At 58.0% G+C, this 15,480-nt stretch carries 9 protein-coding genes; 1 reads left to right on the forward strand and 8 read right to left on the reverse strand.

Features of this window, described 5'->3' with window-relative positions; all coding sequences use genetic code 11:
- Positions 1-169: 169 nt before the first annotated feature.
- The 5 genes from BBOMB_RS03060 to BBOMB_RS03080 all read right to left on the reverse strand — a co-directional run bounded on the left by BBOMB_RS03060 (position 170) and on the right by BBOMB_RS03080 (position 9,687).
- Positions 170-886: a YesL family protein gene (locus tag BBOMB_RS03060; RefSeq protein WP_044087202.1), complete on the reverse strand. Its 717-nt coding sequence runs from the start codon at positions 884-886 to the stop codon at positions 170-172.
- A gap of 157 nt (positions 887-1,043) precedes the next feature.
- Positions 1,044-1,817 carry a hypothetical protein gene (locus BBOMB_RS03065; RefSeq protein ID WP_052377390.1) on the reverse strand — a complete coding sequence of 258 codons (774 nt, stop codon included), beginning with the start codon at positions 1,815-1,817 and terminating at the stop codon, positions 1,044-1,046.
- Positions 1,818-1,958: 141 nt separating this feature from the next.
- Positions 1,959-3,086: an Mrp/NBP35 family ATP-binding protein gene (locus tag BBOMB_RS03070; RefSeq protein ID WP_044087409.1), complete on the reverse strand. Its 1,128-nt coding sequence runs from the start codon at positions 3,084-3,086 to the stop codon at positions 1,959-1,961.
- 241 nt (positions 3,087-3,327) lie between these two features.
- Complete coding sequence (gene ligA, locus BBOMB_RS03075; protein ID WP_330934687.1) at positions 3,328-6,045, reverse strand: NAD-dependent DNA ligase LigA; 2,718 nt, start codon at positions 6,043-6,045, stop codon at positions 3,328-3,330.
- Between the two features lie 54 nt (positions 6,046-6,099).
- Positions 6,100-9,687 carry a tetratricopeptide repeat protein gene (locus BBOMB_RS03080; protein WP_414133066.1) on the reverse strand — a complete coding sequence of 1,196 codons (3,588 nt, stop codon included), beginning with the start codon at positions 9,685-9,687 and terminating at the stop codon, positions 6,100-6,102.
- Positions 9,688-9,750: 63 nt separating this feature from the next.
- On the opposite strand from BBOMB_RS03080, the gene BBOMB_RS03085 reads away from it, so the two are divergent.
- The gene (locus BBOMB_RS03085) at positions 9,751-12,039 is read left to right on the forward strand and encodes a hypothetical protein (RefSeq protein ID WP_052377393.1); all 2,289 of its coding nucleotides are present in this window, start codon (positions 9,751-9,753) and stop codon (positions 12,037-12,039) included.
- A gap of 144 nt (positions 12,040-12,183) precedes the next feature.
- On the opposite strand, the gene BBOMB_RS03090 is transcribed toward BBOMB_RS03085, so the two are convergent.
- From BBOMB_RS03090 to BBOMB_RS03100, 3 genes are all read right to left on the reverse strand, one after another.
- Positions 12,184-13,374 (reverse strand): pyridoxal phosphate-dependent aminotransferase, encoded by a 1,191-nt coding sequence (locus BBOMB_RS03090; protein WP_044087201.1) that lies wholly within the window; start codon positions 13,372-13,374, stop codon positions 12,184-12,186.
- 4 nt (positions 13,375-13,378) lie between these two features.
- Positions 13,379-14,146, reverse strand: coding sequence for a polyphosphate--glucose phosphotransferase (gene ppgK, locus BBOMB_RS03095; RefSeq protein WP_044087402.1), 768 nt, complete (start codon positions 14,144-14,146; stop codon positions 13,379-13,381).
- Positions 14,147-14,255: 109 nt separating this feature from the next.
- Positions 14,256-15,287 (reverse strand): glycosyltransferase family 2 protein, encoded by a 1,032-nt coding sequence (locus tag BBOMB_RS03100; protein ID WP_044087400.1) that lies wholly within the window; start codon positions 15,285-15,287, stop codon positions 14,256-14,258.
- Positions 15,288-15,480 lie beyond the last annotated feature (193 nt).

The following is a 15,480-nucleotide window of genomic DNA, read 5'->3' on the forward strand; positions in this document are numbered from 1 at the left end:
CACAATGGGCACCCCTAGGGGTGCCCATTGACCTAAAGGGGCAGGACTTCCCTTTCCCGCAAACGATTCGCACGGGTATTTCGCTTTGTGCTGGTATCCTATGCGACGGCGCATAGGATACCAGCGAACCAATCATGCTCGATGGCCCTGCGGGGAATCAGGATGTGGGTCACCGCCGAACGCCGGCGTCGGAGGAGACAGGAGCGTCGTTCTGGTTCTTGTGCTTGCTGTCCTTCGTCTCGCGAGGCTCCAGTACATGCACATCCATGCCGGGTAGCCTCCCCCAGGAATACACAGCCATCATATCAGCGAACATGGGGACGGCAAGTCCGAATGCGGCCATCAACCCAGGCCATTGCCGGTACGCCCAGAGAACGATGACCAACAGCACGATCACCATGAAACTGCACAACGGTCTCGCTACGACCATGGAAAGCGATGTACGCACCACCCACATAGGTCCTTGATCGAAATTCGACCGCACCGGCCAGCTCAAAAAAACAAACAACCCATACACAAGATTGACGACCACCAGAACGCCTGAAACGATGACACCCATGGTACCCATGTCGTTTCTCATGGTAAGCCAGTAATCCCAAATCAGCAATGCCCATATGAGGAACTGCGGCCATCCGAAGACGTTGGCCGATGCGAACTCAGTCTTCCATGCGCGGTGGAAAGTGACCCAACTGCGCTTCACCGTCCATGAACGGTCAGCCACATCAAGAATCCAAGTACGGTATACCGAACAGGTGGCAGCAACGGAGGGGAAGAAGCCGGCGACCACAAGGCCAAGCGCCGTATGAACGATGAAGGCGACATGCACGACGGCGACCATCATGATGATCCGACAAATGAACTCATATCCAACCGCGAAACGCTGCATGACCGCCTCCTTGTGCCGCACCGACTCTACCACAGACCGAAGCCAGCCAATCCATATCGGAACCATCTTCGTCCGTCACCACAACGATGGGATATCCACTGTCACAAGCCGATATTCGAATCTGCGATGTCACCTGCAGGAAAAACTCCCTCGCCGTTTACACAAAATCCAGATAATCCACGAAATCACGCGCGTATTTGGATCCGCTTTTCAGATTCGCGAGGCCGAATACGCAATCACGCGGTAGCTTTGACTCCCCAACCCACACTTGCGACTTCGACAAATCCAGACCAAAGGCCTTCGCGGGATCGTCCGTACGCTTGCCGGATGAATCGACCAAAGCGCCTTTGACACCCAAGGAACGCATCTGCTCCTTGGTGAGTCCATCCTGGAGCTTGGAGACATATCCACGCCTATGAAGCAGCGGGAACTGCCTGCGAGTGGAAACAAACGCGTTGATGTCGCCGGCCGAAACCATGACGAGCACCTTGGCCGAATCGTCATCGTAACCGTTGCCATTGACGCTCAGGTCGCCCTCGAACTTAATCAGGCGCCGATCAGTGAGCCCCTCATGTTCGACGAAACCATCCCTTATCCCGTTGAAAGTGGCGGAATGGTTCTGCATTCCAAGCCCCTCCACCGAGAAATAGGGATCGGGGGCCTTGGCGGCATAGGTCACCGCCAACGAGACCACCACAAACACAGCCAACGCCACGGCCAATGCAGCCAGGAGAAAGTGTTGGGCAAAGAACGGCCACTTCTGGCCCGCGGGAAGTTCACGGAACGTCTTCCACTTCGACTGCCTGACATAGACGTTGTCTTTGGAGAGCGCAGACACGCTGTCCATCTGTTCGTCGGTAAGAACCTCGGGACCCGTCACGACGCCGTCGTTCGAATCCGCGCGCACCACTTCATCGTCATCATCCGACATGTCGATTCCCTCATGAGCGCACCCGGACGACGCCGACAGGCATCGCCTGGAACAACCTGAACCTCCGCCAGTATAGCGATTGGCGTTGTCAAATTGTTGAGATGACCGCATGGCAGCAATATATCGGCATACGCCGCCGAATCAACCGATCAGCCGCCGAGCCAAAGCGGTGAAGGAGCTGGCCAGAGGCGTATCCGCGAGACTCCCATCAGAATCAAGCACAGCCGGTCTGCCCGACTCACCCACTTCCCGAATATCGGGTTCCAACGGCAAGGAAGCCAGCAACGGCACGTCATAGCCCAAGGCATCCGTGAGCCGATCGCTTACCCTGGTTCCGCCTCCCTCACCGAAGATACGCAAACGCTCGCCTGCATGGTCGAAATAGCTCATGTTCTCCACCACACCGCGCACCTTCAACGGTACCTGCAGTGCGACCAAACCACTGCGCACGGCCACGTCGGAGGCACTGGGCTGGGGGGTGGTGACCACGACGAGTTCAGCATTGGGAAGTGCCTGGGCCACGGAAATGGCCATGTCACCCGTTCCAGGCGCAAGGTCGAGGAGCAGCACATCCGGCTGCCCCCACCACACATCGGAAAGAAACTGCTCAAGAGAACGCTGCAAACGCGGTCCCCGCCATAGAATTGCCCGGTCGGCCCCGGCGAACATGCCGATGGAGATGAGCTTCACACCCCAAGCTGTCACAGGCATCAGCATGCCGTTGAGGTTGGTGGGCTGCGAGTGCACGCCGAACAGCCCCGGCAGCGAGAAGCCATAGATATCCGCGTCGATGGCCGCAGTGTCGTAGCCGAGCGCCGAGAACGTAGCAGCCAGGTTCGCACTTACGGACGATTTGCCCACGCCACCCTTGCCGGAAGCTATGGCGAATATGCGCGTTTTGATACCCGGTTTGTTAAACGGGTTCTCGCGACGTTCCGCCTTCAGACTGGAAACCAAACCGGTGAGCTTGTCCGCATCCATCGCACCGACCTCGATGTGGGGAACCAACTCAAGCCCCGGGTAGGAAGCCACGGCTTCGTCGATCCTGTCCTGAATGGTCTGTGTCAGGGGACAGCCGGGAACGGTGAGTTCCACATGCACGGTCACGTCGAAGCGTCCAGGAGCGCGAACACCTTCTGTGGAATGCGACGGGGCCACGTCGATGGCGACAATCATGCCTAAATCCGTCACCGACCTGCCGATCTCAGGGTCTATGACGTGGCTGAGCCGCTCATAGACATTCCCCCTGATGACCGTCACGTCCGTCATGTTCTCCTGCCCTGGCATCCTGTCTCCCTTCCATGCATCACCATAACGCATGCGAGTGAGACCCGCCAGAGCCCATACTGCGTCACGTTCCCCCGGACCATGGATCCCGGTAGGCTTCCTGACAAGTGTTGGTCCGTCGTGCCAATCGATCACAAATAGACAATACGCGCACGCTAGGCACTCAGGCGCGATTGCGAGAAGACGGGTCCGTCGACCGTCCTGAAAACGGCAAAACAGGACGCTACTGCACCTCACCTGTCTGCAACAGCCTTCGGAATTGCTCCTCGTCCAATCTCGGCAATCCGAGTTCCTCGGCTTTTGCCGCCTTTGAACCCGGATTGGCTCCTACTACCACATAGTCGGTCTTGCGACTCACGGATCCCGTGGCCTTGCCACCGCGGTCGACTATGGCCTCCTTTGCACCGTCACGGCTAAAACCATCCAACGTACCGGTGACCACGACGGTCTTGCCCGCAAGCGTCTGCGGCAGACTGCTCGTTTCGGTCTGTTGCATACCTATCCCGGCCGCCTTCCATGCACGTAGTATCGCACCACGCCAGTCCCCCGGCCTTCGAGAAGCCTCAAACCAATTGACTACGGTCTGCGCTATCTCCTCACCAATGCCGTCGATGGCGGTAAGATCCTCGACGCTCGCAGCGGCGATGGCATCCAGCGATCCAAGCCGTGTCGCTATGAGACGGGCCGTAGGAGGACCCAGCCGACGTATGGACAACCCCACCAGCACTCGCCACAGATCCGCCTGCCTTGCCTTGTTGATTTCCGCGAGCATTTTCCTTGCGTTCTCCTGAGGACGCACGAACAGCGGGCATTGCGCGCTTCCCCCGCCACGCAGATTCACCTTCCTGTACCCGGTTACGACGGCATCCTGCGGCACCGTATACGCACCGGTCTTCTTGTCTTTCCTGCCCTCCAACGTGGATGACCAGAAAGCCGGGACCTGATGCCACAAACCGGAACCCCCAAGATTGCGCCGAACCATGTATGTACGTCCGCGCTCATCAATGCGCTGGCCTTTTTCAATGACCGGAATCTCACGCCAAACCATGACCTCGCGCAGATCGTCTATCGTCAATGAGAACAGGTCGGCCTCGCTGGTGAGCACCGGCCGCTGCGGCGTCGGCAACTGCAAACCCTCAGCCGGCTCATATGGCTTGGGCTCCTCGCCGAGCCCGACCACAATCTCCTGAAGACCCGGTGCATACGTAGCCACGGAAGCTGGTCTGTCCTCCTCCGGATTGGTCAACGCGATGGCGCTTTGCTCACCCAAATGCTCGATATCAAACGCCTTGCGTGAAGCGAGATTGATGACGCGCTGGGTGAACTGCGCCGGGCAGGACTCGACATTGGGGCAACGGATGTCCTTGTCTCCTTCCTTGGCCGGTGCCAATTGAGCACCGCAGGATGGACAGCGTTGCGGCATAACGAACTCGCGCAGTTCATCTTCACGGCCTCGTCGACGTTCCAAGACCGGCCCGACGATTTCGGGAATCACGTCCCCTGCCTTGCGAAGCACGACGGTGTCACCTATCAGCACGTTCTTATGCTTGACTTCCGAAGGATTGTGCAACGTCGCCGCCGCGACGGTGGAGCCGGCCACGTAGACCGGGTCGAGTACTGCGACCGGCGTGACGCGCCCGGTGCGACCCACCTGCACCACGATGTCCCGCAACGTGGTGTTGACCTCCTGCGGAGGGTATTTGTAAGCTATCGCCCAACGCGGGGCTCTGGAAGTGGCACCGAGCCTATGTTGGAGCGTCAGGTCGTCGACCTTGACCACGATGCCGTCGAGTGCATGCTCGATGTCGCCGCGATGCTCCTCGTAGTAGTCAATCATGTCCAGGATCTCGGAGAAGTTTGTAACCTCACGGTTATGTGGCGAAACAGGTACTCCCCATTCCCGATACAGCGCATATGCCTGAGACTGATCATCGACCTTGTCATGCCCTTCGGCGGCCGGCCCCCACTGCAATCGTCCAAGGCCATGTGCGTAGAAACTTAGGTGACGCGTGGCGGTGATGCGAGGGTCCTTCTGACGCAAAGAGCCCGCTGCCGCGTTGCGTGGATTCGCGAATGAAGGCTTACCGGCCTGCTCGTGCGCCTTGTTGAGGTCGTTGAAATCCTCCCAGCGCATGAACACCTCACCCCGGATCTCTACGAACCGTGGGATATCCCTGTCTGCACCTGCGAGGTTCTGAGGAATGGAAGGTATCGTACGCACGTTCATGGTGATGTCCTCGCCAATCACCCCGTCACCGCGCGTCAGCCCCTGCTGCAGCACGCCGTCACGATAGATGAGGTTGAGCGCCAACCCATCGATCTTCACCTCGCACGTCATCGGCAACGGTACATCATCCGGCCATTGGAGCGCCGAACGCACTCCGTCGTACCAGGCACGCAACTCCTCGATGGAAAACACGTCGTCCAAGCTCATCATCTGAGAAGGATGACGCACCGAGGTGAAATCGTTAGAAAACGTTCCACCCACCCGATGCGTAGGTGAATTCGGATTGTCAAGCTCCGGAAAAGCGGATTCAAGTGCCTGGAGGCAGCGTATCCTGGCATCATAGGCGGCATCCGACGAGACAGGCGCATCATGGATGTAATAGGCGACCTGGTCGCTCTCCACCCATGAAGCCAGTCTGGCCCAGAGTCGCGAAGCGGCATCCGACGACAGCGCATGCACGTCCAAGGCTTCGAGTTTCATAGCGTCCGCGTCAGTGGGTTTCAAGTCAGCGACCCATCGCACGGAGCCTGGCTGAGGCTCTGCTGTGGAAGAAGCAGCGGATGCCGGACCGACTTTGGAATCAAGCTGCAGACTCAGCTGCTCGCCTCCCGTATGCACTTCCGCCTCGCCGTCATTTTCTGCGGAAATCTCATTGACGTCACCATGACGTACGGATCGACCCATAGTACCCACCAAGCTTTCGCTCCAAACCATTCATCAGTACTCTTGAACCATACTAGCCGCGATGCACAACGCGCGCCAATGGCGTTAGGCACCCAACGAACGCAGGAACTGGGCTTGGGCCATGTCCATTCCGGTCTCCCCCGCTTCGTTCATCCTGGCTTCCGCTACGGCAAGGGTGCGCGCCGGCACGAACATACCGTCATCCACACAGACCTGAGCCGCCTGCGCTACGATCGATGCGACCTCGGGATCCGGCCAAACAGGCATGCCATAGGCACGAAGAACGTTCTTGGCGTCATCAAGATTCGTCGGCACGTCGATGCACTGCGACTGAGCGCGCAGCAGGAGTTCCTGCAACTCACCCTCCAGCGAAGCTATGCCCGAACCGCTCACATGTTCGCTCATGATATAGCAGGCCGCAGCTACGTCGAATCGATCGTTCATCCATTCCGCATAAGCCAGACGATAATACGCATAAGCGGCATCGTCTCCATCCAGGCTCACTCTCAATGCGTTGAGGCATGCTGCACGTGCGGAACTCCAATCCTCCTCGCGTGCAAGTTGGACCGCAAGGCGCATATGCGACAGCGGATAGGCCGGCGCGTAGGCTACCATCCTGTTCAGGTGCGGCAACGCCGCCTTGGCACCTCGCACCTGGGCAAGGAGGTCCGCAAGCTCCAGATGCGCATAAAACAGATTGTCGGGAATGAGCACCGTGCACTCGTCACTGGTGGCGAAGAGCCGATTATAGATGACACGTTCGGCATATGAGTTGAAATATCGCGGCACCCCGACGATGGAAGCATACTTTGTATCCACCTGTGCGACAGTCCTCTCCAAATTGTCTATGGCCTCGTCGATGGCACCGGAAAAGAGCAACTGTCGGGAATGCGCGCGCTGTTCGTCGATCTGCTGGGAAACCGTGAATCGCAGGTCAGGAGTATCCACACCATCGATCAACGCGCTGCTGACGCTGGAAGCTAACTCCCGTAGTTCCGGATCACCGACTTGCTCGACGATGCGCATGGCTTCCTGGGCTTTGGAAACGCTTGGCAGAGAACGATCCTGAGAAAGCCGATGGAAATCCGCCACGACTCTTTGGAGCAAATCGGCGCGCTGGATGGACAGGCCGCCGACATTGTTCGTTCCAAGCACCTGGGAGGCATGGACGGAAAGTGTGGCGTCATCAAGTTCGGGTTCGGACTGGGAAGTGGCGGGAGAGAATCGTTTGTCATGCAGGGTGAACCCGGGTTCGACCGGCTTCAGCCCCTGGTTCCCATCCACATCGAGAACCGCCGCGAAATCCCGGTACGTGGCAATCGGATCATTCAACCCACGACTGCGGACGACGTCCATAAAGCGAGAGCGGTCGAATGTGACGCTCACGAGGGTTCGCGTCGCCGCACCATTATCCGAACCAGGAGCCAGATTCACAGATTGCGCGTTCGCGTCGAAATCCCGGGGGGCTTCACTGAATCCCCTGTCGGGGCGATCGTCTGAACCGTCTGAACCGTCTGAATCGTCTAGGCTTTCGGAATCGTCAGCAAACACGGATGCGCCGTGCTGATCGCCCATGCCCCCATCACCGTCAGCCGGCCTGGAATCATCCCGTATCGTCGGGGAACCAGCCACAGTCCCATCGTCATGGACCCCCGCTTCGAACGAGAGTACCGTCTCATCGATATCGACATCTCTCATCAAATCCGCGAATCGTTCATCGACCGACCCCTCGCCGTCCTTCGCCGTCGAGTCATCCGATTCGCGCGATGGTTGGGAACCGTCTGATTCAAAAGACGCATCGGCACCATCGTGAACCTGCGACACGTCGGCGGATCTTTCTGCTTCCCCATCGCTCTGCTGCCCGTCTTCGGAGATCACCCCTTGACTTCCATCTTGGGTCCCGCGCTCCTGGCCTGTATGTCGGTCCGTACGCACCTGCCCCGCAGACATGGATATCTGTGCAGGGTCACCATGAACATCGCCGTCTTTGGGATCAGCCTTGCTCCTACCCGAATTGCCCCTATTGCCACGCAACTGTTCGAACGCCTGAAGCGCCTCGGTCATGAACCTCGCCATTGCACTGTCCTGTTCAGCGACGGCGGCCTCAAGACCCAGCGTATCGATGCGCAGCGAGACCCGTTGCACTTGCTCGCTGACCCCGAAGCACAGCGCCGCCATCATCAGCCCCACTCGAAGGTCGTACTGAGCACCCATCGTCCCACGATCCGCGTCATCGAGCCGGACCCACGAACGGGAGTTCAAATCATAACGCTTGGAAGGCATCATCCCCGCTCCAGCCGTGGTGAACGCAATCGCCACGTCTCCGCCGGCGAGATTGGAACGGAACTCAGCATCCGAACGGTATGGCAGGCGCAACTGGCGGAGAAGTCGGGAAAGCGTCTGTCGATACCGCCACTCCCCTGTTCTTGAGTCAGGGATGCCACGCACTTCCTCATGTGTGGCCCTACGACCCTCTCGTGCCACCCGCATCAGACGCGCCATTGATATGGCGCTCGGCTCGTCCAGGCGGTTGGCATTACGCCCTTCGCCTGTGAAGGGAGCCAGTGCGGGGTTCTCCAACAACGCGCAATCTATCCTCGCGGCCTGTGAAGGCGTCACAGTATCCTCGATGGGCAATCGTCCGACCTTCGCGTTGCGCTCAAGCCAAGCGCTCACGGCCGCGAACCGATTGAGATTGCCCTCGATGCGCAGGGCCTCCAAAGCCGAGGAGACACCCAATGAATCATCCCAGCTGAAAAAGTAGTTCCCGGAATAACTGGAAGTATACAGGTGCAACGGCTCCGCTCCGTGCACCGCCTCCAGACCTGCGGAAACGGAAAGCACCCCCGTCTGCAACATCAGATCGGCGAAATACTCTTCGAGACCTGAGACCCTCAGACCCTGGGCCTTGGCGCGTGCGCCGTCCTCGACGCTGCGACGGATGGCACCGATCGGTGCTTGGTCTCCAAGCCTATGGAAGATGCCGCCAGCCCCGAAACCCGAAGCTACACCTTCCACTCCTGGAATCATGCATGTGCAGAAGAAAGCCGTCGCTACGGCGTCACGGTATTCGAGATCGACCCTCATGGAGCGCGGCAAATTCACACGCAACTGCTCCAGAGCATACCTGTCACCCACCTTCAGCCACGAGGCCAGCCAGGTCATCGGCCCATCAGGGGTGCGCCCCACGACGGCGCCTTGCAGTGCCGTGGGCCTGCCAGCCCTCGGACGATGCAATGGTCCACCGCTTCCCGGTTTTCCAATCCTCGACCCATCGTGAAGCGTCACCTCACCCTCAGCGTTGAACATCATCGCCGGTACCATGCCCTGGGTATCCATTTTCTCTGAGCTGCCGCCGAAGACCCGGCCATGCCAGTCCGCCAAGGCCAGCTGGCAGAACGTGGACGAATCCAAAAAGACGCCCAACGCGAAGCCGTTGCCACGCAATGAAGGCAACTGCGCCCAACCCAATTTCAGATTCGTGTTCTCCATCGGGAAATCCGCAAATATCCGACGTTTGACCACCGGCGACAGTGAAACGACATGAGTGAGGAACTCCTGGGGCAAGGAGCGCCGCCCCACTTGCTTCACGCCCTCGCCCACCGACGCCCGACCATGCTTCCACGAACCTGAATCGTGTGAGGCGCCAGCGTGTTTCGGCCTATGGGGCATGAAGTTTGACATATTCGACATTCTTTCAATTCATTGAGACATTGTTTCTTATAGAATAATGATGTGAACCTCCGAACAAGCCTGCAACCCAAAACTGGCACGACGTTGCGCCGCTGCCTTTGCTGGGTTGCCTTGATCGCGCTCGTGGAATGCGCCATCTTCAACCTGCCGTTCTGGGAGTCGTTCTCCGCAAGCACCGACTCGGCATCGTATCTCAATGCGATGGGAAGTGGGCTGCAAAGGCAAAGCGACGGGTCGTTAAAGGTAACCGACCCTTCAAATGCCTATCTGGACACGGTTTCGGACGGCACCTCCCCCTTCCTGCGCTTGGACGGCATCGGGAAGGACATGGGGCAGGCCACACGCGACGGCAAGACGAAGACGATGAATTCCTTCCATGTTCGGGTCGAGATCAACGGCAAGCTCGTAAGTACGACGTCCGTATCCACCGACGTGCCCGCCTCGCTTTACCTCAGGGTTGGACGAGGATCAGCCGTCAGGGTCTGGATCATGGAGGAGCAAGGATCGATTGTCAACTGCACTGCCGTGCGAGCCAACATCCACGTCCCCTTCAGGTTCGACTGGTGGCGAGTCGCCTTCATGGCGGCGTTGGCGGCACTCTTCGAGGCTTGGAGACCAGGCTCGAAGCTATGGCGTGTAACGCTCGACACGAAGGACGGGGCTCAACGGAAGGTCTTCGCCGGGTATGCCCTGATTGTGGTGGCGATGGCCTCCTATACCATCATTAAAGCCGTGCTCCATACGCCTCCTCTGCGATTCCACGATCCGGGGAACTACACATACGATTTCGATCAGTATGGTCATCTGGCCGATTCGCTGATTCACGGACGCACTTGGCTCGATCTTCCCGTGCCTGACGCTCTGAAGAAAGCTGCGAACCCCTACGACCCGTCCATCAGAGAGGCGCTCTTGGACCGAGGAGTCACACCAATCTATTGGGATTATGCCTTTTTCAAGGGCCATTGGTACACCTATTTCGGCGTACTGCCGGCATTGCTGCTTTTCGTGCCGTACCGTCTGGTCTCGCGTCTCGTGGTTCCCGGGGGCAGGATGCTTCCCTCAGCGGCGGCTGTCGCGTTCTTTATGTGCCTTTTCCTTATCTTCGCAGCGTTGCTTGTGATACGCATCATCGAATCGATTGCGCCCAAGACTTCCTTGGCCGCCGCATCGATGGCGGTGACGCTTCTCGTTCTCGGGTCGAACGCCGCATATTTGATATTCCGTATGAATTTCTATTCGGTGCCCTTCGCGGCATCATTGATGTTCAGCGTCATCGGATTGTGGTTCTGGTTCGGCGCGGGCGGCAAAACCGTAAGACATGCCGTAACCATAGGCTCCTCGCCGGCCGTATCGTGGCCTCATCTCGCCGCTGGCTGTGCATGCGTCGCGGCGAATCTCGGGTGCAGACCGCCATTCGCCTTGACGGCGCTGCTTGGTATACCGCTCTTCTGGCCTCAGCTGAAGGCCCTTGCCGAAGGTTTCACCTCTGGTGTATCGACACGCCTGCACTGCAGCGGGATTCATCATCAACCAACCCATTCCGGCCACGCTCATGACGCGATTGTAGTCGTTGCGGCGGTTCTGGCACCGACATTCGCCATGGTTCTGCCGATATGCACGTACAACTTCAGTCGTTTCGGATCACCGATCAACTTCGGTGACCATTACCAGCTCACCGTCGCAGACATGACATCCATGCGCAACCCCGTGGGCAATTGGCTTCCCACATTAGGCTATTATCTGTTCCTTCCACTTCGTTTCACCGCGCAGTTCCCGTTCATTGCCCTCAACCCGATGCCGCTTGGTCATTGGAGCTACACTGAGCCTATGATTGGTGGCATCATCACCTTGTGCCCATTGTTACTGACTGCCTTGGCGACGCCGCTGATATGCAAACGAACGGGACAACGGCGCTGTTGCATCGCGCTCTCGTGCTGTCTGTTCCTAGCGTTCGCGCAACTGCTGATAGACACCGTTCGGGGCGGACTCGCCTGGCGCTACATGACCGACTCAGGATGGCTGTTCGCATTGGCTGCCTTGCCGACCATGCTCGCGGCACTTCCGTCGAGTCCGGACATACGGATGACGGACGATCTCCAAATGTCATATGGCACCGGCCTCTGGAACAGGGTGCAACACTGGGTCAGACCCACTCCCCACCACACGGCCGCCGTCCGCGTCAAAGCCTTGCGACTGCTAATCGCCTTGCTTCTGGTGTTCAGTATGGCCATGACCCTGCTTTCGATGTTCGTTCCCGGACGTGACGACGCGTTGCAACGCAACGATCAAGTGCTCTACCACGCCATGCAATCATGGTTCTCTCTCCTGTAAAGGACGATCGGCTCGATGGAGCGACCGGACACGTACAGCCCACGTCGTAAATCGTGCGCTGCGATGACCATATACCGTACCCCAGACGCACGGGCCGAAACCTTCAAAAGCCACAAGGAAGTCCGAAACCGTGCCACCATAGGGCTAATGAAGCACCAAGACTTCGACGGCGCGAAGAACCGACTCCACATTGCGCTCGAACACAGGTGGCTCAGGCAACAGCGAAAGCGCCAGATATCCATTGCCCGGCATATCGAAGAAATAGCCCGGTTGCCCAGTCAACCCCTCATGTTCAATGAGGTAGAGCACTAATTCGTTCTCGTCCATCGACGACGGCAGGCGCACCAACACATTCCAACCACCCTCGGGACGCAGCAACGACACAAGACCGGAACTGTCGTCCAATAACTCCCGCAGCCGCCGGAGATTGACGTGGGTGCGACGGCGTACTTTCTCGAGCTGACCTCTCGCACTGTCGAGCAATTCAGGTAGGGTATCCAAAATGATGTTGCTCATGGGAAGATAATCGTCGGCAATGATGTCCAGGCGCCTCTGTGCTTCACGTACATCGTCGTCGGGCCCGGAGACTTCAATCCATCCCACCTTGGCATGTGGAGCCGCCAACAGCTTCGAAAAGCCGTCAAGAGCGAAAATCAGCGCACCTGTTTCACCTGCGAATCTGCTGTTGCCCGAAAACGGCTCCAGATCGTAATCGAAGAAGACCTCGTCGGCTATGAGGGCCACGCCTCGGCTGGCGCACAGCCGCAACAATGCCTGTCGTTCCTCAGGCTTGACATATGAACCCGTGGGATTGTTCGGATTGATGACCACCAAGGCACGCACACGATCACCGCACGGTCCATCGAGCAACGCCTCGATGGCCGATACGGTGATGAACCATGATCCATCGAAGGAGAGCTGGTATTCGACCGTCTCAACGTTCTCCAAGCGACCAATCGATTCAATCAGCGGATAACCTGGCTTGGGAGCCAGAACCACATCCCCGGAATCACAGAGAAGCTTGAAAAGCCAGGAATACGCCTCGGACGTAGAACTGAGCAGATACAAATGCTCCGGATCGACCCGCCGAACCGGACTACCCTCATCCTCGGATCGCGTGGAGAGAAACCGAGCGAGCATCTCGCGTGATTCCAAAGGCCCACGAGGCTGGGCATCATAAACGCCGGGTACCTCGGTGGGCGCCAGTCCATGCATCGTGGGATTTGAGTCGTTCAATTTACCGAGCGTTTTGCCGGCGATTCTCGAACGGGTCTCGGCCAATGCTATGGGGTTGAGCTCATCACTGCCGATCCTATTGGAAAACCTGACTCTCACAACCCTAAAGGAGTTTGGTGGTGGCGTAATAAGCGGCGCCGATGATGCCCGCCTCATTACGCAATGTAGCCGGCACCATCGGGGTCTGCACGTCAACGTATGGAAGGAACTTCTCGCTCATACGGCTTACGCCGCCGCCGACCACGAAGAGTTCAGGGCTGAAATACAGCTCCAGCAGGCTGTAATACTTGGTAAGTCGCTTGGCCCACTTCTTATAGCCCAGGCTCTGCTTGTCACGTACGCCTGAGGACGCATACTTCTCCGCGTCTCCCTTGCCCTTGCGTAATTCGATGTGGCCGAGTTCGGTGTTGGGAATCAACACACCATTGTAGATAAGAGCAGTGCCGATGCCCGTGCCAAGGGTCGTGGCTATGACCAATCCGTCCTGCCCCTTCGCTGCGCCGAACTGTTGCTCAGCCAGACCGGCGGCGTCGGCATCGTTGACGACGACTACCGGTTTCCCACAGGCTTCGGAGAAGACCTGCGTCGGGTCAACGCCGACCCACGACTGATCGAGGTTTGCGATGAAGTCAATCGGTTTGCCGGGCTTGACGGGCGCAGGGAAGGCTATACCGATGGGCGCACCCTCAGGAACCTCAAAATGTTTGATCTGCTCCTTGACGACTTCAGCCAATGCCTTGGGGGTGGAGTTCTCCGGAGTCAATATTTTGTAGCGTGGTTCCGCGAACTGGCCTTTCTCCAAATCCACCGGCGCCGCCTTAATGCCCGACCCACCGATGTCGATGCCAAAAGCCTGTGCTGTCTCAATCATCATTGCCCCTCTTGTAGTGTTAACACTTACGATTGTAGTAACCCTGCTCACGCCAGGAATGAAAACGTGGATATTCTATCTCACAGGATAGCCAAGACGCCAGGTGCGCCTATGACCGCGTCGCGCCGGAAAACGGTTTCATCGGACGCCACTTGGGGTCATGCAGCAAAGACCTGGAGTCAGTCCATCCTTTGAATATCTGTACCAGACCGGTCCTGAAGTGAGCTCGGTCGACAGCCAGGAGCCTGATGACCTCCTTGAGCGCCGTCAGCAGCGTGCCCAAGCCGAACAGCAATGGCCTGTAATCGCCGTAAGCCATGAAATAACGGGCCATGTAGCCGCGATTGCGCATGATGTGATAACGGTTCATGTCCGAAGTAGAATTCAGCTGCCTGACTCCGGCAATGTCCCAGTTATCGATGACGCGCGTGCGACGAATCACCTTGTCGTCGATGACAATCGGTGTTGTCACCTTACTGGCAAGATAACCATAGACAGTGTCATCCCAATAAATGAAGAAACGTGGATCCGGTAGGCCTATGCGCTCCACGACACGACGTCGGAACAAGGCGCCTTCAAAGCACATCGTATTCATGGCCCGGTAGCCCGAGAGCCCGAACGTGGCGGGAGCAACGGGATTGGGGATGCCCAACGGAACAATGAAATCGTATTGCCAGTAGAACGGACCGCCGTCGTAATCCAAGCGCGAACCCTGGATGACGTCGTGATGATCGGTCCATCCAGCCAACGTCCTTATCGCGTCAGGAAGCACGGCCACATCATCGTCCATCACCCAAAACCACTCCGCACCCAACTCGTAAGCCTTCTTCACACCGTTGGAGAACCCTCCGGAACCACCGATATTGCCGCTTTGAGGAAGGTAGACCACGCGCGATGTGCCTCCCTGCTCATCAGTCGCCGCCTTACCCCATTTGACCATCATCCTGTCCGCGAACCGTGCGACCATGTCCTCGGTACGGTCGCTGTGCTCGTTGTCGACGACTATGACGCGCCAAGGTGAGTTTTCAAGTCCGCACAGAGAATCAAGCAATTGCTCCAGCAGCTCCTGACGCTTGTAGGTAACCACGACGACCGCCAGACGCTCAATGCCTCTGTCGCCCCCGCGGTCATGTTTCACCATGCCTTTGGCACCTGCCGTCATACCTGTATCGTGCAAATCCTGTATCTTATCCATGGTTCCATTCTTGCACGCACGCCGAACGAGGAACGGTCGAAAACCGGCGAACCGTGTGGTGCAGCGCCGATACACGTACGAGAAAACTTGACCGGAGCCCTTTCATGCCGATGTTTCACGCCCCACCTATACCGCCACA

The organism is Bifidobacterium bombi DSM 19703, assembly GCF_000737845.1.
Lineage (GTDB): Bacteria > Actinomycetota > Actinomycetes > Actinomycetales > Bifidobacteriaceae > Bifidobacterium > Bifidobacterium bombi.